The organism is Pseudomonas sp. S31, assembly GCF_016648105.1.
In the GTDB taxonomy this organism is placed as follows: Bacteria; Pseudomonadota; Gammaproteobacteria; order Pseudomonadales; family Pseudomonadaceae; genus Aquipseudomonas.
Window position 1 is genome coordinate 121,334 of record NZ_JACVVE010000011.1, and the last position, 18,689, is coordinate 140,022.

The 18,689-nt window shown below is 63.5% G+C and carries 14 protein-coding genes; 1 reads left to right on the top strand and 13 read right to left on the bottom strand.

The window, feature by feature from the left end; all coding sequences use genetic code 11:
- Positions 1 to 6 precede the first annotated feature (6 nt).
- The 9 genes from selB to IAE37_RS10935 form a co-directional block, all read right to left on the bottom strand.
- Positions 7 to 1,929 (bottom strand): selenocysteine-specific translation elongation factor, encoded by a 1,923-nt coding sequence (gene selB / locus IAE37_RS10895; protein ID WP_201173339.1) that lies wholly within the window; start codon positions 1,927 to 1,929, stop codon positions 7 to 9.
- Positions 1,926 to 3,353: an L-seryl-tRNA(Sec) selenium transferase gene (gene selA / locus IAE37_RS10900; protein ID WP_201173297.1), complete on the bottom strand. Its 1,428-nt coding sequence runs from the start codon at positions 3,351 to 3,353 to the stop codon at positions 1,926 to 1,928. The genes selB and selA overlap by 4 nt, the downstream gene beginning before the upstream one ends.
- Positions 3,354 to 3,512: 159 nt before the next feature.
- Positions 3,513 to 4,433: a formate dehydrogenase accessory protein FdhE gene (fdhE, locus tag IAE37_RS10905; RefSeq protein ID WP_201173299.1), complete on the bottom strand. Its 921-nt coding sequence runs from the start codon at positions 4,431 to 4,433 to the stop codon at positions 3,513 to 3,515.
- A 4-nt stretch (positions 4,434 to 4,437) separates the two neighbouring features.
- Positions 4,438 to 5,094, bottom strand: a complete 657-nt coding sequence (locus tag IAE37_RS10910) for a formate dehydrogenase subunit gamma (RefSeq protein ID WP_201173303.1) — start codon at positions 5,092 to 5,094, stop codon at positions 4,438 to 4,440.
- Positions 5,091 to 6,041, bottom strand: coding sequence for a formate dehydrogenase subunit beta (fdxH, locus tag IAE37_RS10915; protein WP_201173306.1), 951 nt, complete (start codon positions 6,039 to 6,041; stop codon positions 5,091 to 5,093). The genes IAE37_RS10910 and fdxH overlap by 4 nt, the downstream gene beginning before the upstream one ends.
- Positions 6,041 to 9,109: a formate dehydrogenase-N subunit alpha gene (fdnG, locus tag IAE37_RS10920; protein ID WP_201173308.1), complete on the bottom strand. Its 3,069-nt coding sequence runs from the start codon at positions 9,107 to 9,109 to the stop codon at positions 6,041 to 6,043. The genes fdxH and fdnG overlap by 1 nt, the downstream gene beginning before the upstream one ends.
- Before the next feature lie 163 nt (positions 9,110 to 9,272).
- Positions 9,273 to 9,755 carry a hypothetical protein gene (locus IAE37_RS10925; RefSeq protein ID WP_201173311.1) on the bottom strand — a complete coding sequence of 161 codons (483 nt, stop codon included), beginning with the start codon at positions 9,753 to 9,755 and terminating at the stop codon, positions 9,273 to 9,275.
- A gap of 206 nt (positions 9,756 to 9,961) precedes the next feature.
- Positions 9,962 to 10,507 (bottom strand): single-stranded DNA-binding protein, encoded by a 546-nt coding sequence (locus IAE37_RS10930; RefSeq protein ID WP_201173313.1) that lies wholly within the window; start codon positions 10,505 to 10,507, stop codon positions 9,962 to 9,964.
- A 9-nt stretch (positions 10,508 to 10,516) separates the two neighbouring features.
- Complete coding sequence (locus IAE37_RS10935) at positions 10,517 to 11,911, bottom strand: MFS transporter (RefSeq protein WP_201173315.1); 1,395 nt, start codon at positions 11,909 to 11,911, stop codon at positions 10,517 to 10,519.
- A gap of 129 nt (positions 11,912 to 12,040) precedes the next feature.
- Here IAE37_RS10935 and uvrA point away from each other — a divergent pair, with 129 nt between their 5' ends.
- On the top strand, positions 12,041 to 14,875 hold the full coding sequence (gene uvrA, locus IAE37_RS10940; protein WP_201173317.1) for an excinuclease ABC subunit UvrA: 2,835 nt from the start codon (positions 12,041 to 12,043) through the stop codon (positions 14,873 to 14,875).
- Positions 14,876 to 15,010: 135 nt separating this feature from the next.
- Here uvrA and bfr read toward each other — a convergent pair whose 3' ends face one another.
- From bfr to IAE37_RS10960, 4 genes are all read right to left on the bottom strand, one after another.
- On the bottom strand, positions 15,011 to 15,475 hold the full coding sequence (gene bfr / locus IAE37_RS10945; RefSeq protein WP_133330047.1) for a bacterioferritin: 465 nt from the start codon (positions 15,473 to 15,475) through the stop codon (positions 15,011 to 15,013).
- A gap of 162 nt (positions 15,476 to 15,637) precedes the next feature.
- Entirely contained in the window at positions 15,638 to 17,077 is a 1,440-nt protein-coding gene (locus IAE37_RS10950; RefSeq protein WP_201173320.1) for a catalase, read from the bottom strand.
- 176 nt (positions 17,078 to 17,253) lie between these two features.
- On the bottom strand, positions 17,254 to 17,640 hold the full coding sequence (rplQ, locus tag IAE37_RS10955; protein WP_003255451.1) for a 50S ribosomal protein L17: 387 nt from the start codon (positions 17,638 to 17,640) through the stop codon (positions 17,254 to 17,256).
- 42 nt (positions 17,641 to 17,682) lie between these two features.
- Complete coding sequence (locus IAE37_RS10960) at positions 17,683 to 18,684, bottom strand: DNA-directed RNA polymerase subunit alpha (protein ID WP_003255452.1); 1,002 nt, start codon at positions 18,682 to 18,684, stop codon at positions 17,683 to 17,685.
- Positions 18,685 to 18,689 lie beyond the last annotated feature (5 nt).

Here is an 18,689-nt window from a genome sequence, read left to right on the forward strand (position 1 = left end):
TTGAACTCAGTGCCTGGCCGCTTGCTGGGCCAGGGCGCTGTCGGCGCGGATGTGACGCTGGTCGGCGACCCTCCGGGTCAGGCCGATGCGGTCGAAGTATTCGAGCACCTGCACACTGCGCTTGCGACCGATGCCCAACATATCGCGAAACGCGGCAACCTGCACTATCGGCGTCTCGCTCGCCTGGCCGAGCAACAGCTCTGCCATGCGCTGCAGCGTCGCCTGCGGGTAGAACAGGTCGCGCACCACCTGATGCACCAGGCCCAACCTGGCCAGCTTGCGCAGCAGCAGGCGTACATCGGCCTCGGCACACTGCTCCTCGCTGGCCAGCGTGCGCACCCAGGGCGGGTCGAACTGCCCTTGCAGCAGGCGCGGCTGCAGGCGTTCCCATAACGCGCTGTCCGCTTCGCTCAACTGCACTTCGTGGTCCGGCAGATGCAGCCAAGGTCCGCTGCTGGCGACCAGCCCTTCATCGAGCAACTCATCGACCAGACTGACGAACGCCGGGCGCTCCAGCGGCAAGGCGCAGAACCTGCGCAGGCGATCGCGGTCGGGGCCGAGCTGATCGGGCTCCTGCTCGTGGAACAGCGCCAGCTGCGCCAATACCTGCTGCCTGAGGTCCCGCCACTGCGCGTCGGCGAACAGCACCGGCCCTTGGCGGGTGGCGATGACCCGTACCTCGGCCGGCAGCTTCCAGGTGTCACGCAGGCGGTTGAACTGGCGCTCCAGGCGCTGCGGGTCGAGCCCGCCAGGTGCAGCAGCCAGCAGGGCTGGCAGCGCCTGCTCGAGGTCCTCGGCGTCGCGCAGCACCTGCAACTGGCGCAAGCGCGCCTCACTGCGGCGTTGCCGGCTCGGCGCGAACGGGTCGAGTACCTGCCCGCCCCCCAGGGTGCGCTGGGCACGCTGGTCACGCAGCACCAGGCGGTCGCCATGCACGGCCTGCAGCGGCGCATTGAGCAGCAGCTGGGCGAACATGCGCTGGCCGGCGGCCAGTGCCTCGCCTTCGAGCAGCGCCACTCGCGCAGTCACATCCTGGGTGCCGAGGTGCACATGCACCGCGCTGAAGTGTTCGAAGGTGCGGGGCTCGCCGGGTAGCAGGTTCAACTCGATGTCCACTCGCGTGCTCGGCGCGTGCAGCCACTGCGGCACCAGCCAGTCACCCCGATGCACCTGCTCGACCGACAGGCGCTCGGCGCTGATGTTCAGCGCCACCCGCTGCCCCGCCTCGGCCACCAAGGCGGCTTGGTTCTGCGCATGCAGGCCACGCACCCGCACCGGCTTGCCGGCCTTGCCCAGCAACAGGGTATCGCCGGCACTGACGCGCCCGGCCAGTGCCGTGCCGGTGACCACCACGCCGGCACCGGTGACGGCGAACGCTCGGTCGACGGCCAGGCGAAAACCACCGCGCACGCTGCGCTGACGTACCTGTCGCTGGGCCTCCAGCAATGCCTGGCGCAGGGCTTCGAGCCCCACCCCGCTGACGCTCGACAGCGGAAACTGCGCAGCACCGGCATAGGGCCCCGGCGCCAGCAATTCGGCCACCTGCGCCTGCACCTGGGCCAGCCGGGCAGGCTCGACCCGGTCGCATTTGCTCACCGCCACCAGCGCCTGGGGAATGCCCAGCAGCTCGATGATCGCCAGGTGCTCACGGGTTTGCGGCATCACGCCGTCATCGGCGGCCACCACCAGCAGCACCAGGTCAATGCCATGGGCCCCAGCGAGCATGTTGTGGATGAATCGCTCGTGCCCCGGCACGTCGATGAAGCCGATCAACGGCGCCTCTTCGGCCAGGGCCGCATAGCGGTAGCCGAGGTCGATGGTCATGCCGCGCGCGCGTTCTTCCTGGCGCTGGTCGCCGGCCTGGCCGGTGAGGGCCTGGAGCAACGCGGTCTTGCCGTGGTCGATGTGGCCGGCCGTGCCGACGATCACTGGACCGGCCCCAACTGCAAGGCCGGCAATTGCGCCAGCCATTGGGCCTCGTCGTCCAGTTGGCGCAGGTCGAGCCACAGGGCATCGTCGTCGATGCGCCCGAGCACGGGCACCGGCAAGGCCCGCAAGGCGCGCTCCAGCACGTGCAGGCTGCGCCCGCGCAGCTTCTTCGACACCTGCGGGCGCAGGCACAGTGCCGCGCTGGGCAAGCGCGCGACCGGCTGGCTGCCACTGCCGATCATGCCCAGGGCAGGCTCCACGCTCACCGACCACGGCTCGCCCAGGTGCGCCGCCAGCTCGGGCGCCAGGCGTTCAGCCTGGGCCTGGATCTCGGGCTGGGTGCGGGTCAGCAGGCGCAGGCTGGGCAGGCGTTCGGCCAGGCGGTCCGGGTTGCGGTACAGCGCCAGCACGGCCTCGAGCGCCGCCAGGGTGATCTTGTCGACGCGCAAGGCGCGCTTGAGCGGGTTCTTCTTGATCTTGGCGATCAGCTCCTTGCGCCCGACGATGATCCCTGCCTGGGGACCACCGAGCAGCTTGTCGCCGCTGAAGGTGACGATGTCGGCGCCATCGTCCAGCGCCTGGCGCACCGTGGGCTCGGCGGGCAGGCCCCAGCGGGTCAGATCGAGCAGGCTGCCGCTGCCGAGGTCTTCGAGCAGGGGCAGTTGGTGCTGGTGGGCGATGCGCGCAAGTTCAGCGGTGGGCACCTGGGTGGTGAAGCCCTGGATGCTGTAGTTGCTGCAGTGCACTCGCATCAGCAGGCCGGTCCGCGGACCGATGGCGGCCTCGTAGTCGCGGGCATGGGTGCGGTTGGTGGTACCGATCTCATGCAGGCGCACACCGGCGCGGGCCATGATGTCGGGAATGCGGAAGGCGCCCCCGATCTCGATCAGTTCGCCACGGGAGATGATGCCTTCTTTGCGCGCGCCCAGGCTGTTGAGCGCAAGCAGCACGGCAGCAGCGTTGTTGTTGACCACGGTGACGGCTTCGGCACCGGTCAGTTCGCGGATCAGGCCCTCGATCAGGTCGTCGCGGTCGCCACGCTTGCCGGTGGCCAGGTCGAATTCCAGGTTGAGCGGATAGCGTGCAGCAGTCTGCATCGCTTCGACGGCCTCTTCCGGCAGCAGCGCACGACCGAGGTTGGTGTGCAGTACCGTACCGGTCAGGTTGAACACCCGGCGCACCTGGCTGCGCTGCTGGATGGCCAGGCGTTCGCCGGCGCGGCCGAGAAGCACTTCGGCAGCCAGCTCGGCCGGGCTGAGCTGGCCTTGGCGGGCCGGGTCACGCAGCTCGTCGAGCAGTTGGCGCAGGGTGGCCAAGGCGGCGTCGCGGCCATGACGGTCGATCAATGGGCGGCAGGCCGGGTGGCGCAGGAGGGCATCCATGGAAGGCAGACGTGGGGTGTCGCTGGCGAGGCTGTTGGACATGCGGTACTACCTTGGACTGTTCCGTTGTCTGTTCTGGCCCTTTCGCGGGTGAACCCGCTCCTACAGGTCCGCCGTTGCATTCGAAGGCAAAGGGGACCTGTAGGAGCGGGTTTACCCGCGAAGCAGGTGACTCGGTCTTAGAGTGTAGACACTCCCAACCTACCCAGGCGCGAGCATCAAGTTGGGTGCCAACCGATGAAAACCCTCCTCGTCCAGGCGAATGTCCAGCGCCAGGCTGGCCAGGTCATCGGCCAATGGTTCGGCGTAGGCGTCGTTTTCCAGGTAATGATGCTTGAGGTAGCTCTGGCACCCCGGGCAGCACTCGGCGCGCAGCGGCGCCTTGCCCGGCGCATGGCGATCGTCCTCGAGGCTGGTGTAGCGCAGGTCCTTGCTCGACTCGCAGTACACGCACTTGACCCGCACCACATGCCATTCGCAGGCGCATAGCGAACAGGCCAGGTAGCGCAGCCCATTGTGCTTGCCACGGTTGCGCACCAGCCCGGCCATGGCCTGCGAGCCACACGCCGGGCACTGCGCCAGGCTACCGGCCGGTTTGAGCTCGGCCTCGGGCAGCGCCAGCAGCCAGCTGGACCAGGCGGCCTGCAGCGCAGCACCGATGAACGGCACCAACGCTGCCGGCACCGCGTCGTACTGGCCGGCAAGCAAGGCGATGCCCCAGCCCTTGCGCTGGCCCTCGGCAGCGCCACGCAGGGTTTGCACGGCCTCGCCCAATGGCCCCTCGGCTGGCCCGTCGAAGCCTTCGAGCAGCGCCTGCAGCCAGACCAGCCACGGCCCTTCGCGCACCAGGCTGTCGGCCGCCAGCGGTGGCAAGCCATGACTTATACACAGGCGCTGGCGCTCTTCGGCCACCGGCAAGCCGCTCGGGGGGTTATCCACAAGCTGCTGCTGGAGGCGACAAAGCCGCGCCACCCACCGCAGGTAATCACCCAATGGGTTGCCTTCGGCCAACTGCCCCAGGCGCTCGGCGCGCCGTTCGAACAGGTTGTGCGGCGGCAGGTGCAGGAACGTCGGCATCACCGCCGACGCTTCGATCTGCCCAGGTTCGAGTATCGTGCTCAAGCGCTCATCCTTCTTTGCCTCGGTGGTCCGTCGGAGCCTTGTCGCCCGTCACCTCGCGGTACCACAACTCATGATGTTTGCGCGCCCAGGCGCGGCTGACCCAGCCATGCAGCATGGCGCCGATCGAGCCCTTGATCCAGATGCCGGCGTAGATGTGCACGATGATGCTGAGGATCAGCACGAAGCCCGCCAGCGCATGAGCAAGCGACGCCAAGCGAATCGAGCCGATGTCGAAGAAATGGCTGAAGTAGGCACGCCAGATCACCACACCGCTGAGCAGCAGCACCAGCATGCACACCAAGAGGGTCCAGAACAGCAGTTTCTGCCCGGCGTTGTACTTGCCGATCGGTGGCACCCCCTCCTCCTTGTTCAGCATCACCCGGTCGACACGGCGCAGCCACAAGCGGTCGTTGGCGGTGATGAAGTTGGCCCGCCAGAACCGCAACACCAGGCCAAGGAAGAACACGAACATCGCCACGCCCAGGAACGGGTGCAGGATGCGCGTCCATGGCCCGCCGCCGAACAGGTTGCTCAGCCAGAACAGCGCCGGGTGGAACAGCGCCAGCCCGGACAGCCCGGCGGTGATGAACAGGATCGCAACGATCCAGTGGTTGGTCCGTTCGTTGGCGTTGTAGCGCAAGATGGGTTTTTCGTCGTTCATGGCCGCTGCTCCCCTTGCCCACCGGGCCGGTTCGGATCATAGACATGCACCGACGGGTCGACCTGGTGCACGCCATCGCCGGATGGCGCCGGGTGCTCGTCCTCCTCGACCCGCTGAGGGCCCACGCGTACGTAGTGGAAGAACCCGGCCAGCACCGCCGCGCCCATCGCCAACAACGCCAGCGGCTTGGTGAAGCCCTTCCACAACCCCACCAGCGGGCTGATCACCGGCTGGTCCGGCAAGCCGGCATACAGCTTCGGCGTGTCGGCATGGTGCAGCACGTACATCACATGGGTACCCCCGACCCCGTCCGGATCGTACAACCCGGCGTTGTCATAGCCGCGTGACTTGAGGTCGACGATACGCTCATCGGCATGCACCTTCATTTCCGCCTTGCTGCCGAACACGATCGCCCCGGTCGGACAGGTCTTCACGCAGGCCGGCTCCAGGCCCACGGTAACGCGGTCGGAACACAGGGTGCACTTGTACGCCTTGTGGTCCTTCTGCGAGATCCGCGGGATGTTGAACGGGCAGCCGGTGATGCAGTAGCCGCAGCCGATGCAGTGGTCCTGATTGAAGTCGACGATGCCATTGGCGTGCTTGATGATCGCCCCCGGGCTCGGGCAGGCCTTCAGGCAACCGGGCTCTGCGCAGTGCATGCAGCCGTCCTTGCGGATCAGCCACTCCAGGTTGCCGTCGTCACGCTCGTGCTCGGTGAAGCGCATCAGGGTCCAGGTTTCGGCGGTCAGGTCCTGGGGGTTGTCGTAGGTGCCGTGGTTGTGGCCCACCTCGTCACGCAGTTCGTTCCACTCCGAACACGCCACCTGGCACGCCTTGCAACCGATGCACTTGGTGGTGTCGATCAGCTTGGCGACTTCCTCCAGCTGGCGCACCGAGGGCGGCACGGTGGTGGTGGCCGAGCGGGCAATGATGTCTTGGCTGGCCATCAGAGTTTCTCCACTTTGACGAGGAACGACTTGGACTCCGGCGTCTGCGTGTTGCCATCACCGAGGAACGGCACCAGCGTGTTGGTCAGGTAGCCGTGCCGGGTAGACCCGGTGAACCCCCAGTGCAACGGGATGCCGATCTGGTGCACGGTCTGGTTGTTGACCTGCAACGGGCGGATCCGCTTGGTCACCACCGCCACGGCATCGATATGCCCGCGCTTGCTCGACACCCGCACGCGATCACCGGCCTTGATGCCCTTCTCGTTGGCCAGCACTTCGCCGATCTCGACGAACTGCTCAGGCTGGATGATGGCGTTCAACCGGCAGTGCTTGCTCCAGAAGTGGAAGTGCTCGGTCAGCCGGTAGGTGGTTGCCGCGTAGGGGAACTCGTCGTGGGTACCGAGCGAATCCCACACCGAATCGAACACGCGGCCGGCCGGGTTGCTGGTGGCCTTCTTGTTCTGCGGGTGCAGCGGGTTGATCCCGATCGGCGTCTCGAACGGCTCGTAGTGCTCGGGGAACGGCCCCTCGGCCATCTTGTCGATGGCGAAGAAGCGCGCCACCCCCTCGGGGTTCATGATGAACGGGTTCATCCCGGCTTCCGGTGGCGAGTCGACCTTGAAGTCGGGCACGTCGGTACCGGTCCAGGCCTTGCCGTTCCACCACACCAGGCGTTTCTTCTCAGGGTCCCACGGCTTGCCCTGCGGGTCGCTGGAAGCACGGTTGTAGAGGATGCGCCGGTTGGCTGGCCACGCCCAGGCCCAGTTCTGCACCTGGTGCATGCCATAAGGGTCGCTGTTGTCGCGCCGGGCCATCTGGTTGCCCTGCTCGGTCCAGCAGCCGGCGAAGATCCAGCAGCCGGACGCGGTGCTGCCATCGTCCTTGAGCTGGCCGAAGCCCGAGACCTGCTGGCCGGCCTTGAGCTGCGCGCCGGTCGAGTCGGTCAGGTCGCTCACCGCCCAGCCGTTCATTTCCTTGGCCAGCTCCTCGGGAGACGGCTCATCGGCGATCTTGTACGGCCAGTTGATGTTCATCAGCGGGTCGGGATACGCGCCACCTTCTTCCTTGTAGCGCTGGCGCAGGCGCAGGAACAGCTCGCTCATGATCTGCACGTCGGTGCGTGTCTCTCCCGGGCCGTCGGCGCCCTTCCAGTGCCACTGCAGCCAGCGGCTGCTGTTGACCAGCGAGCCATCCTCCTCGGCGAAGCAGGTGGTGGGCAGGCGGATCACTTCGGTCTGGATGTTGGCCGTGTCGACATCGTTGAACGGCCCGGCATTGCGCCAGAACTCCGAGGTTTCGGTGGCCAGCGGGTCCATGATCACCAGCCATTTGAGCTTGCCGAGGGCGGCGGTGACGCGGTTCTTGTCCGGCAACGCGGCGATCGGGTTGAAGCCCTGGCACATGTAGCCGTTGACCTTGCCCTGGCCCATCATCTCGAACATGCGCAGCACATCGTAGGCCGGCACGTCGAGCTTCGGCAGCCAGTCGTAGCCCCAGTTGTTCTCGGCGGTGGCATTGGCGCCATACCAGGCCTTCATGAGGCTGACGTGGAACTTGCCGTAGTTCTGCCAGTAGGACAACTGCCCCGGGCGCAGCGGCTTGGAGGCGCGCTTGTCGATGAACGTGGCGTAGTCCTGCTCGGCATCGCCCGCCAGGGTCAGGTAGCCCGGCAACGAGTTGGACAACAGCCCCAGGTCGGTCAGGCCCTGGATGTTGGAGTGCCCGCGCAGCGCATTGACGCCGCCCCCAGGCATGCCGACGTTACCCAGCAACAGCTGGACCATGGCCGCACTGCGGATGATCTGCGCGCCGATCGAGTGCTGCGTCCAACCCAGCGCATAAAGGATCGTCATGGTCTTGCCCGGTACCGAGCAGGTGGCGATCTCGTCCCAGATCTTCATCATGGCGTCCTGCGGCATGCCACAGGTCATGCTGGCCAGTTCCGGGGTGTAGCGGCTGTAGTGCTGCTTCATCAGCTGAAATACACAGCGCGGGTGCTGCAGGGTCGGATCGACCTTGGCATAGCCGTCCTCGCCCAGCTCGTAGCCCCAGCCGGACTTGTCGGCATATACACGCTTGGCTTCGTCATAGCCGCTGAACAGCCCGTCCTCGAAGCCATATCCCTCTTTGACAATGAAAGACACGTCGGTGTAGTTGCGCACGTATTCGTGCTGAATCTTGTCGTTGCTCAGCAGGTAGTTGATCAGCCCGCCCATGAAGGCGATGTCGGTACCGGTACGAATCGGCGCGTAGTAGTCCGCCACCGAAGCGGTACGGGTAAACCTGGGGTCGACCACGATCAGCCGCGCCTTGTTGTGCGCCTTGGCCTCGGTCACCCACTTGAAGCCACACGGGTGTGCTTCTGCTGCGTTGCCACCCATCACCAGAACCAAGTTCGCGTTAGCGATATCGGACCAGTGGTTGGTCATGGCGCCACGGCCGTACGTCGGGGCAAGACTTGCCACCGTCGGGCCATGTCAGACACGTGCCTGGTTATCGAACCCCAGCATGCCTGTTGCGCGGACGACCTTGTGGGTCAGGTAGCCGGCCTCGCTGGAGGCGGCCGATGCAGCGAGAAAACCGGTGGTGAGCCAGCGGTTGACGGTCTGGCCTTGGGCGTTCTTCTCGATGAAGTTGGCGTCGCGGTCCTTTTTCATCAGGTCGGCGACGCGGTCGAGCGCCTCGTCCCAGCTGACCCGCACCCACTCCTTGCTGCCCGGCTTGCGTACCTCGGGGTACTTGAGGCGGCTGGGGCTGTGGATGAAGTCGAGCAGGCCCGCGCCTTTCGGGCACAGGGTGCCGCGGTTGACCGGGTGATCGGCGTCGCCTTCGATGTGGATGATGTTCTGTTTGACGTTCTTGCCCGCATCGCCCTGGCTGTACAGGATCAGGCCGCAGCCGACCGAACAGTAGGGGCAGGTGTTGCGAGCTTCTTTGGTATGCGCCAGCTTGAAGTGACGCACCTGCTCGGCGAACGCCGGCGTCGGGGCCATGCCCAGCGCCGCGAGGCTCGAGCCTCCAAGGCCGATACCGGCGACCTTGAAGAACTGCCGACGGTTGAGATCCATCGTGCACTCCTGATCAGGTTTGGACGCACGGAACATGGCCGGCGCCTCTTGGTAGTCACGGTGGCGGCTTTTGATAGCTGCCAATGGTTAAGACTAGCCAAGAATCGAGAAGGTGCGATGACACGGATCAGGGACTAGGGACTAGGTTACGTCGATAGCGCGATTACGCGGCGCCTTGAGGATCAGCGTCTTCGGGACTACAGGCAATACTGAAAGCGCTTTCATTCAGGTAGCACACCTGCAAGCCGGCATTTACAGCATTTCCATCAACACCAACGATTTCATATCGGGAGAGCAGGTACTGCTCACGGCTCAACGAACCCTCCGTCAACAGTTTACTGCCCAAAGCCGCCAAAGCAGAACCCACCGTTGCAACGATGCCAGGTCTCATCTGCATATGTTGCCAAAAGGTCATGCCTGAGTAACGGGAGTAGTAGATCTCGGAGGGTCCGAATATCAGAATACCGATACTCAGTAGCACTGTTGCCCCGCCACAAATCAAGAGTAACCATCCAAAAAAGTTACCGGCTGCATGCTGATCCACATGATCCTCGTAGGCTGCGAAAAAGCCCGGAACTTCGTACTCCTGTATGCCTGGTCTGAGCTCAATTCGCCCGTTGAATGCCGCTTCGACTGGTGTTTGCATGATTCACTCCTTGCAAAAGTGAATCCTAAACAATCGTGCCGGTATAAAACGCAAGCCAAACCAGCTTCAGAAATACCCTACATCAACAAGCGAAACAGCGGCCCTATGTGACATCGCCCCGACGCTTGCCCAGCATCAATCACCCATAAAAAACCCAGAGCCACGGCCCTGGGTTTCTGGTTCAGCTAGACGCTATTGCGCTGCGATCAGAACGGAATGTCGTCATCGAAGCTATCGAAGTCAGCCGCGGGCTGCGGCGCAGGCTGCTGTGGCGCCGGGCGCTGCTGCTGTTGCTGCGGGCGCTGGGCCTGTTGGCGTGGCGGGGCCTGGTTGTACTGTTGCTGCTGGCCACCACCGTAGTTGCCGCCACCCTGGTTGTACGGGTCGCCGCCCTGCTGCTGGCCCTGCGGACGACCGCCGAGCAGCTGCATGGTGCCGTTGATGTCGACGATGATCTCGGTGGTGTAGCGCTTGATGCCGTCCTTTTCCCACTCGCGAGTCTGCAGCTTGCCTTCGATGTAGCACTGCGAACCCTTGCGCAGGTATTCGCCGGCAATCTCGGCAACCTTGCCGAACAGCGACACACGGTGCCACTCGGTACGCTCGACCTTCTGGCCCGACTGCTTGTCGGTCCACTGCTCGCTGGTGGCCAGGCTCAGGTTGGTCACGGCGTTACCGTTGGGCAGGTAGCGGACTTCGGGATCCTGGCCACAGGTGCCGACCAGAATGACTTTGTTAACCCCACGGGCCATAACGTTCTCCTAGGCTTCGCACGCCGATGAGGCTGGGTTCACCAGACGCTCGAGGGTCGCACGGTCCAAAATTTTCGTATCCAGTTTGATATAGATGGCGGCCTCTTCAGCCACCACCACGGCATCGGTCACACCCGGCACGGCCATCAGCCGTTCGGTCAGGCCGGCTTCCCGGACTGCTTCCGGCGTCAGCGGCATGCGCAGGCTCGTCACATAAGGCGGCTCGTTCATGCGCAACGCAACGACCAGCCAGATGGCGCACAGCACCGAGCAACCGAGGAACACCGTGTTCAGCCCGCCGTGCTGGAACAACCAGCCACCGAGGATTCCCCCCAACGCTGCGCCGAGGAACTGGCTGGTGGAATAGACCCCCATCGCCGTCCCCTTGCCACCGGCAGGCGACACCTTGCTCACCAGCGAAGGCAACGAAGCCTCCAGCAGGTTGAATGCGGTAAAGAATACCACGGTGCCAATCACCAGTCCGCGCAAACCGTCAGCCCACTCCCAGAAGTAGAGCTCAACCAGCAGCAGGACCGCGACCGCTCCAGCCAACACGCGCTTCATCTTGCGCTTTTTTTCGCCGTAGATGATGAAGGGAACCATTGCGAAAAATGAGACGAGCAGCGCGGTCAGGTACACCCACCAGTGCTGCTCCTTGGGCAAGCCGCCACGCTCGACGAACGCCAGCGGCAGCGCGACGAAGCTGGCCATGAGGATGGCGTGGAGGATGAAGATGCTCGCATCCAGGCGCAGCAGGTCCGGATTGCGCAGGGTCGGGCCGAGCGCCTGGCGCGCTACGCCAGACTCGCGGTGCTGCAACGTGCTGTGGGTGTTGGGCACGACGAAGGCGATCAAGAAGATGCCGACCAAGGCAAGCCCTGCCGTGGCCAGGAACAATCCCGACAAGCCAAAGGCCCGAGTCAACAAGGGCCCGACGACCATTGCCACGGCGAACGACAGGCCGATGCTCATGCCGATCATGGCCATGGCCTTGGTCCGGTGCTGTTCGCGGGTCAGGTCCGACAGCAGCGCCATGACGGCAGCGGAAATTGCCCCCGCCCCTTGCAAGATGCGCCCGGCAATCACGCCCCAGATCGAGTCGGCTTGCGCCGCCAGCACACTGCCTAAGGCGAAGATTACCAACCCCAGGTAGATGATCGGCTTGCGGCCGATGCGATCGGAAATCACCCCGAACGGGATCTGCAGCACGGCTTGGGTCAGGCCGTAGGCACCGATGGCCAGGCCGATCAACGCGGGGGTGGCGCCAGCCAGGTCCATGCCATAGGTGGCCAGTACCGGCAGGACCATGAACATGCCCAGCATGCGGAAGGCAAAGACCAGGGCGAGGCCGCCTGCGGCGCGCGTTTCGCTGCCACTCATGCGCTCGGTATGGGTGTCGTGCATGGATTAACCTCGTGTGAACCGGCGGCGATTCTATCAGTCCGACAGCTTGACGGCATCTACGCGACGCTTTGCCGCGTACTGGCAGTGCGCCGTATACTTCCTTGTTTATGCCCGCCAAGCGAGGCCGCAGTGGACAAGATCCTGATTCGTGGGGCACGGACCCACAACCTGAAGAACATCGACCTGACCCTGCCGCGCGACAAACTGATCGTGATCACCGGCTTGTCCGGCTCGGGCAAGTCATCCCTGGCCTTCGACACCCTGTACGCCGAAGGCCAGCGCCGCTATGTCGAGTCGCTGTCGGCCTATGCCCGGCAGTTCCTGTCGATGATGGAAAAGCCTGACGTCGACACCATCGAAGGTCTGTCGCCAGCCATTTCCATCGAGCAGAAATCGACGTCGCACAACCCGCGTTCGACGGTCGGCACCATCACCGAGATCTACGATTACCTGCGCCTGCTCTACGCCCGCGTCGGTACCCCGCGCTGCCCGGACCACGACATTCCGCTGGAGGCGCAGACCATCAGCCAGATGGTCGACCTGGTACTCGAACGCCCGGAAGGCACAAAGCTGATGCTCCTGGCGCCGGTCATCCGCGAGCGCAAGGGCGAGCACCTGGCGGTCTTCGACGAACTGCGCGCGCAAGGTTTCGTGCGGGCGCGGGTCAACGGCAAGCTGTACGAGCTCGACGAACTGCCCAAGCTCGACAAGCAGAAGAAGCACAGCATCGATGTGGTGGTGGACCGCTTCAAGGCTCGGGGTGACCTGCAACAACGCTTGGCCGAGTCGTTCGAAACCGCGCTGAAGCTGGCCGACGGCATTGCCCTGGTGGCGCCGATGGACGACGAGGAAGGCGAGGAGATGATCTTCTCCGCGCGCTTCGCCTGCCCGGTGTGCGGGCATGCCATCAGCGAACTGGAGCCCAAGCTGTTCTCCTTCAACAACCCGGCCGGTGCCTGCCCGACCTGCGATGGCCTGGGGGTCAAGCAGTTCTTCGACACCAAACGCCTGGTCAATAGCGAGCTGACCCTGGCCGAAGGTGCGATCCGCGGCTGGGATCGGCGCAACGTGTATTACTTCCAGATGCTCGGCTCGCTGGCCGCGCATTATGGCTTCAGCCTTGAGGAGCCGTTCGGCGAGCTTTCGGCTGAGCACCAGAAGGTGATCCTCCAGGGCAGCGGCAAGCAGAGCGTCGACTTCAAGTACCTCAACGACCGCGGCGATATCGTCAAGCGCTCGCACCCGTTCGAAGGCATCGTGCCCAACCTCGAGCGCCGCTATCGCGAGACCGAGTCGGCCACCGTGCGCGAAGAGCTGGCCAAGTTTCTCGGCACCCAGCCGTGCCCTGACTGCCGAGGCACCCGCCTGCGCCGCGAGGCGCGTCACGTCTGGGTTGGCGAGAAGACCCTACCGGCGGTGACCAACCTGCCGATCGGCGATGCCAGCGACTACTTCGCCGCCCTGACCCTGACCGGCCGGCGTGGTGAGATCGCCGCGAAGATCCTCAAGGAAATCTGCGAACGCCTGCAGTTCCTGGTCAACGTCGGCCTCGACTACCTGACCCTGGACCGCAGCGCCGAGACCCTGTCCGGTGGCGAGGCGCAGCGGATCCGCCTGGCCAGCCAGATCGGCGCCGGCCTGGTTGGGGTGATGTATATCCTCGACGAACCGTCCATCGGTCTTCATCAACGGGACAACGACCGCCTGTTGGCTACCCTCAACCACCTGCGCGACCTGGGCAACACGGTGATCGTGGTGGAACACGACGAGGACGCCATCCGCCTGGCCGACTACGTGGTCGATATCGGCCCGGGCGCCGGTGTGCACGGTGGTCAGATCGTCGCCGAGGGCTCGCCCCAAGAGGTCATGGAACACCCCGACTCGCTCACCGGCAAGTACCTCTCCGGGCGCAAGAAGATCGTCGTGCCGGCCAAGCGCACGCCGCGCAACAAGAAGCTGCAGCTCAAGCTCAAGGGCGCACGTGGCAACAACCTGCAGAACGTCGACCTGGAAATCCCGATCGGCCTGCTCACCTGCGTGACCGGCGTGTCCGGCTCGGGCAAGTCGACGCTGATCAACAACACCTTGTTCCCCCTAGCCGCCACCGCGCTCAACGGTGCCAGCAGCCTGGAAGCCGCGCCGCACAGCAGCATGGACGGCCTGCAGCACCTGGACAAAGTGGTGGACATCGACCAGAGCCCGATCGGCCGCACGCCGCGCTCCAACCCGGCGACCTACACCGGGATCTTCACGCCGATCCGCGAGCTGTTCTCCGGCGTGCCCGAGTCCCGTTCGCGCGGCTACGGCCCGGGGCGCTTCTCGTTCAACGTCAAGGGCGGGCGCTGCGAGGCATGCCAGGGCGACGGCCTGATCAAGGTGGAAATGCACTTCCTGCCGGACATCTACGTGCCTTGCGACGTGTGCAAGAGCAAGCGCTACAACCGCGAAACGCTGGAGATCAAGTACAAGGGCAAGAACATCCACGAGGTGCTGGAAATGACCATCGAGGATGCCCGCGAATTCTTCGACGCGGTGCCGGCCCTGGCGCGCAAGCTGCAAACCCTGATGGATGTGGGGCTGTCCTACATCAAGCTGGGGCAGTCGGCGACCACGCTGTCCGGTGGCGAGGCGCAGCGGGTCAAGCTGTCGCGCGAGCTGTCCAAGCGCGACACCGGCAAGACCCTGTACATCCTCGACGAGCCGACCACCGGTTTACACTTCGCCGATATCCAGCAGTTGCTCGACGTACTGCATCGCTTGCGCGACCACGGCAATACCGTGGTGGTGATCGAGCACAACCTGGATGTGATCAAGACCGCCGATTGGCTGGTTGACCTGGGGCCTGAAGGTGGTTCCAAGGGTGGCCAGATCATCGCCAGTGGTACGCCCGAGGAACTGAGCAAGATGAAGCAGTCGTATACCGGGCATTACCTGAAACCGCTGCTGGAGCGGGATCGGGCATAACGCAGTTGGGGCGCTTTGCGCCCCTTTCGCGGCACAAGGCCGCTCCTACACAGGACAACGCAAACCATCAGGTCGGCGCTGCCCTGTGCAGGAGCGGCCTTGTGCCGCGAAGGGCTGCAAAGCAGCCCCAACTTCTTACATCTGCGATTGCAGGTAGTTCTCCAGGCCGATGGCCTTGATCAGCCCCTGCTGCTTCTCCAGCCAGTAGGTGTGGTCTTCCTCGGTATCGGCCAGTTGTGCACGCAGAATGTCACGGCTGACGTAGTCCTTGTGCAGTTCGCACAGCTCGATACCCTTGCACAGGGCGCCACGCACCTTGTATTCGAGCTTGAGATCGGCCTCGATCATTTCCGGCACCGTGGTGCCCACTTCGAGGTCATCGGCGCGCATGTCCGGAGTACCTTCGAGCATCAGGATGCGGCGCATCAGCGCATCAGCGTGCTGCGTCTCTTCTTCCATCTCGTGGTTGATACGCTCGTAGAGCTTGGTCAAGCCCCAGTCTTCGTACATGCGCGAGTGAATGAAGTACTGGTCGCGCGCCGCCAACTCGCCCTTCAGCAAGGTGACGAGGTAGTTGATTACGTCCGGGTGGCCTTGCATCGCCCTGTTTCTCCATGTGAAAACGCCAATGAGCATAGTGTGAACCAGCTTTTGTTCGCGGTCACTGAAAAACGCGCAATTAGATGCAAAAAATCGGCTAAACAGTAGTGATATTCATTGAAAAACCGCCCAAATGAGGGCGGTTCTCCTTATCATTTCGACTCAGGCGAGATTCACGCCCAGGGCCTTGGCGATTCCCTCCCCATAAGCAGGATCGGCCTTGAAGAAGTACTGCAACTGACGCTGGATGACATCCTCGCTGACCCCTGCCATGGTGCCGGCGATGTTGTCGATCAGCAGTGCTTTCTGCTCGTCGCTCATCAAGCGGAACAGCGCGCCGGCATGGCTGTAGTAATCCGTGTCCTCGCGGTGGTCGTAGCGGTCTGCTGCACCGCTCAGCGCCAGCGCAGGTTCCGCGTGGCGTGGCGACTGCTTGGGCGCATCGGCGTAGCTGTTGGGCTCGTAGTTCGGCGCACTACCGTAGCTGCCCATCGCCATCGAACCATCGCGCTGGTAGCTGTTCACCGGGCTACGTGGCGCGTTCACCGGCAACTGCTGGTGATTGGTACCGACCCGGTAGCGGTGTGCATCGGCGTAGGCGAACACCCGGCCTTGCAGCATACGATCCGGCGACAGGCCGACACCTGGCACCATATTGCTCGGGCCGAACGCAGCCTGCTCGACCTCGGCGAAGTAGTTGAGCGGATTGCGGTTGAGTTCGAGAACGCCGACCTCGATCAGCGGATAGTCCTTTTGCGACCAGGTCTTGGTCACGTCGAAGGGGTTCTCGGCGCGGCCGGCGGCCTCAGCCTCGCTCATGATCTGGATGCACACGGTCCAACGTGGGAAATCGCCACGCTCGATCGCTGTGAACAGATCGCGCTGGGCATAGTCCGGGTCGCTGCCGGCCAGGCGTGCGGCCTCGGCCGGCGCCAGGTTCTTGATGCCTTGCTGGGTCTTGAAGTGCCATTTCACCCAGGTGCGTTCGCCTTGCGCGTTGATCAGGCTGTAGGTGTGGCTGCCAAAGCCGTGCATGTGGCGGTAGCCATCCGGAATGCCGCGATCGGAGAACAGGATGGTGACCTGGTGCAACGCTTCGGGCGAATGCGACCAGAAGTCCCACATCATCTGAGCATTCTTGAGGTTGGTCTGCGGCTGACGTTTCTGGGTGTGGATGAAATCAGGAAACTTCAGTGGGTCGCGGATGAAGAACACCGGGGTGTTGTTGCCGACGATGTCCCAGTTGCCTTCCTCGGTGTAGAACTTCACTGCGAAACCACGCGGATCGCGCTCGGTATCGGCAGAGCCACGCTCGCCACCAACGGTAGAAAAACGCAGGAAGGTCTCGGTCTGCTTGCCGATCTGGTCGAACAGCCTGGCGCTGGTGTATTGCGTGATGTCACGGGTAACGGTGAAGGTGCCATAGGCGCCCGAACCCTTTGCGTGCACGCGGCGCTCGGGAATGTTCTCGCGGTTGAAGTGGGCGAGCTTCTCGATCAGGTGGAAATCGTCGAGCAGCAGCGGGCCGCGGGGGCCGGCGGAACGGGAATTCTGGTTGTCGGCTACAGGTGCACCGCTGGCGGTGGTGAGAATCTTGCTCATGGGCTCTCCTTATCGGTCTTCGATCGCCGGCTAATCGGCTTGGCTTGAAAGAAGTATCGACGAGCGGTAGCGCTAGAACAAATTCATTGCCTGACTTGCATCAATAGAAATTAACAATGCGTATAGGAACAAAAAACCGGGCACTAGGCCCGGTTTCTTGTAGCAGACAGAACGTCTTACTCGGCGGCTTCTACAGCACCACCGACCGGACGATCAACCAGCTCGACGTACGCCATAGGCGCGTTGTCGCCAGCGCGGAAACCGCACTTGAGGATGCGCAGGTAGCCGCCCTGACGGGTGGCGTAACGCTTGCCCAGGTCGTTGAACAGCTTGCCTACAGCGGACTTCGAACGGGTACGATCGAAGGCCAGGCGGCGGTTCGCAACGCTGTCTTCCTTGGCCAGGGTGATCAGCGGCTCGGCAACGCGGCGCAGTTCCTTGGCTTTCGGCAGGGTGGTTTTGATCAGCTCGTGCTCGATCAGCGACACAGCCATGTTCTGGAACATAGCTTTGCGGTGAGAGCTGGTACGGCTCAGGTGACGTCCACTTTTACGATGACGCATGATTCATTCCTTACCAAACACTACGTTCGGTGATTACGACGATCAGGCGGTCGCCTTGTCGTCTTTCTTAAGACTTGCAGGCGGCCAGTTGTCGAGGCGCATGCCGAGAGACAGACCACGCGAGGCCAGGACGTCCTTGATTTCAGTCAGGGACTTCTTGCCAAGGTTAGGAGTCTTCAACAGCTCTACTTCGGTACGCTGAATCAGGTCGCCGATGTAGTAGATGTTCTCCGCCTTGAGGCAGTTGGCCGAACGTACAGTCAGTTCCAGGTCGTCAACCGGGCGCAGCAGGATCGGATCGATCTCGTCTTCCTGCTCGACTACGACCGGCTCGCTGTCACCTTTGAGGTCGACGAACGCGGCCAGCTGCTGTTGCAGGATGGTCGCAGCGCGGCGGATAGCCTCTTCAGGATCCAGGGTGCCGTTGGTCTCCAGATCGATGACCAGCTTGTCCAGGTTGGTACGCTGTTCAACACGGGCGTTCTCGACCACATAGGCGATACGACGCACCGGGCTGAACGAAGCGTCCAGCTGCAGACGGCCAATGCTACGGCTTTCGTCTTCGTCGGTCTGACGGGAGTCGGCCGGCTCGTAACCGCGACCACGAGCTACGGTGAGCTTCATGTTCAGGGCGCCGTTGGACGCCAGGTTCGCGATTACGTGATCGGGGTTGACGATCTCGACATCGTGATCCAGCTGAATATCGGCAGCGGTAACCACCCCCGAACCCTTTTTCGACAAGGTCAGCGTAACTTCGTCACGACCGTGCAGTTTGATAGCCAGGCCTTTCAGGTTCAACAGGATTTCAATGACGTCTTCCTGAACACCTTCGATCGCGGAGTACTCATGGAGTACGCCATCGATCTCGGCCTCGACTACTGCACAGCCAGGCATGGAGGACAACAGGATGCGGCGCAGCGCGTTGCCCAGGGTATGGCCGAAACCACGCTCGAGAGGCTCGAGCGTGATCTTGGCGCGGGTCGGACTGACTACCTGCACATCAATGTGGCGGGGAGTCAGGAACTCATTTACCGAAATCTGCATGGATG

Bases quoted from the DNA above. Each gene is read 5' to 3' on its own strand.
- fdxH (WP_201173306.1), bottom strand. From the start codon at position 6,041: ATGGCCAGCCAAGACATCATTGCCCGCTCGGCCACCACCACCGTGCCG.
- IAE37_RS10930 (WP_201173313.1), bottom strand. From the start codon at position 10,507: ATGGCCCGTGGGGTTAACAAAGTCATTCTGGTCGGCACCTGTGGCCAG.
- rplQ (WP_003255451.1), bottom strand. From the start codon at position 17,640: ATGCGTCATCGTAAAAGTGGACGTCACCTGAGCCGTACCAGCTCTCAC.
- selA (WP_201173297.1), bottom strand. From the start codon at position 3,353: ATGTCCAACAGCCTCGCCAGCGACACCCCACGTCTGCCTTCCATGGAT.
- IAE37_RS10910 (WP_201173303.1), bottom strand. From the start codon at position 5,094: ATGAACGACGAAAAACCCATCTTGCGCTACAACGCCAACGAACGGACC.
- bfr (WP_133330047.1), bottom strand. From the start codon at position 15,475: ATGCAAGGCCACCCGGACGTAATCAACTACCTCGTCACCTTGCTGAAG.
- IAE37_RS10935 (WP_201173315.1), bottom strand. From the start codon at position 11,911: ATGCACGACACCCATACCGAGCGCATGAGTGGCAGCGAAACGCGCGCC.
- IAE37_RS10960 (WP_003255452.1), bottom strand. From the start codon at position 18,684: ATGCAGATTTCGGTAAATGAGTTCCTGACTCCCCGCCACATTGATGTG.
- IAE37_RS10925 (WP_201173311.1), bottom strand. From the start codon at position 9,755: ATGCAAACACCAGTCGAAGCGGCATTCAACGGGCGAATTGAGCTCAGA.
- IAE37_RS10950 (WP_201173320.1), bottom strand. From the start codon at position 17,077: ATGAGCAAGATTCTCACCACCGCCAGCGGTGCACCTGTAGCCGACAAC.